At 74.0% G+C, this 1,263-nt stretch carries 2 protein-coding genes; both read left to right on the plus strand.

Annotation, left to right across the window (positions count from 1 at the left end; all coding sequences use genetic code 11):
• Positions 1–928, plus strand: a 928-nt coding sequence (locus ETD85_RS62370) for an NAD(P)/FAD-dependent oxidoreductase (RefSeq protein WP_138699107.1), incomplete at its 5' end; no start/stop codon positions are given.
• 79 nt (positions 929–1,007) lie between these two features.
• The coding region (locus ETD85_RS62375) for a sugar-binding domain-containing protein (RefSeq protein WP_138699108.1) at positions 1,008–1,263 on the plus strand (256 nt) is incomplete at its 3' end.

Here is a 1,263-nt window from a genome sequence, read left to right on the forward strand (position 1 = left end):
GGACGGGCGGTCCTACCGGTTGCGCGCGCCGGTCGTCGTGGGGGCGGACGGGCGCCGCTCGGCGGTGGCCCGGCTGGTCGGGGCGGCGGAGCCGTACCGGCGCAGGCCGGACGGGCGGGCCTGCTACTACGCCTACTTCGATGATCCGCACGAGGAGCTGCGGCCGGTGGCGGCGCAGTGGCGGCAGGGGGCGGAGCTGGGCACGGCCTTTCCGTGCGATGGCGGGCTCACGCTGGTGCTGCTGATGCCGCCGGAGACCCGGGCCGCCGACTTCCGAAAATATCCGGAAAAAGAGTACGAACGGACGATTGATGAGCTGCTGCCGGACCTGGCGGTGCGGCTGTCCGGGTGCGAGCGGCGTTCCAGGGTGTTCGCCGCGTCGGGGCTCGAATCGTACTTCCGGGTCTCGGCCGGTCCCGGGTGGGCGCTGGCGGGGGACGCGGGCCACTTCAAGGACCCGGTGACCGCGCAGGGCATCAGGGACGCGCTCCGCTTCGGCCGCCTCCTCGGCGAGTCCCTGGGCGAGCTGCCGGTCGCGTTCCCCGGCGACGGCGGACGCGACAAGGAGGTGGACCGGGCGATCGCGGCCTGGCAGGAGCGGCGCGACCGGGAGTGCCTGGAGACGTACTACTGGACCGACCGGACCGGCCGCGGCGACCCCGTCGGGCCGCTGGACGTCGAGATGCACCGGGCCCTGCGCGCCGACCCGGCCCTCATGACGCGCTTCCTGGACGTCTACTCCCGCATCGTCCGCCCGTCCCAGGCCCTGACCGCCCCGAGGCTGGCCGGCTGGACGATGCGCGCGCTCCTCCGGCCCGGCACCGACCGCGCCGCGCTCGCCGGGCTCGTCCTCAGGACGGCCCGCGAGCTGCGCCGCGAGCGCGCGTCGGTCCGCGAGCTGACCAGGCGGCACCGCGTGCCGCCGTGACCGGGCGCGAGACCCCCGCAGGTACGGACACCGACCTCATCGCTGACGAAATCATCCCGAACCTCTAGGCTCAGCGACGATGGACCTCGAAACTTTCACCCCCGGTTCGGGCCGACTCGAACCCAGGGCAGCGCTCCGCTCCGACGCCCCCGCCCTCGACCTCAACGGCACGTGGCGCTTCCGGCTCTCGCCCACCGCGCAGGCGCCGGAAGACTTCGCCCAGCCGGACTATGACGACACGGGCTGGGACGACCTGCCCGTCCCCTCCCACTGGCCGCTGCACGGCCACGGCGCACCCGCCTACACGAACGTCTCCTACCCCTTCCCCGTCGACC

It is taken from the genome of Nonomuraea zeae (assembly GCF_005889725.1).
Classification (GTDB): Bacteria; Actinomycetota; Actinomycetes; order Streptosporangiales; family Streptosporangiaceae; genus Nonomuraea; species Nonomuraea zeae.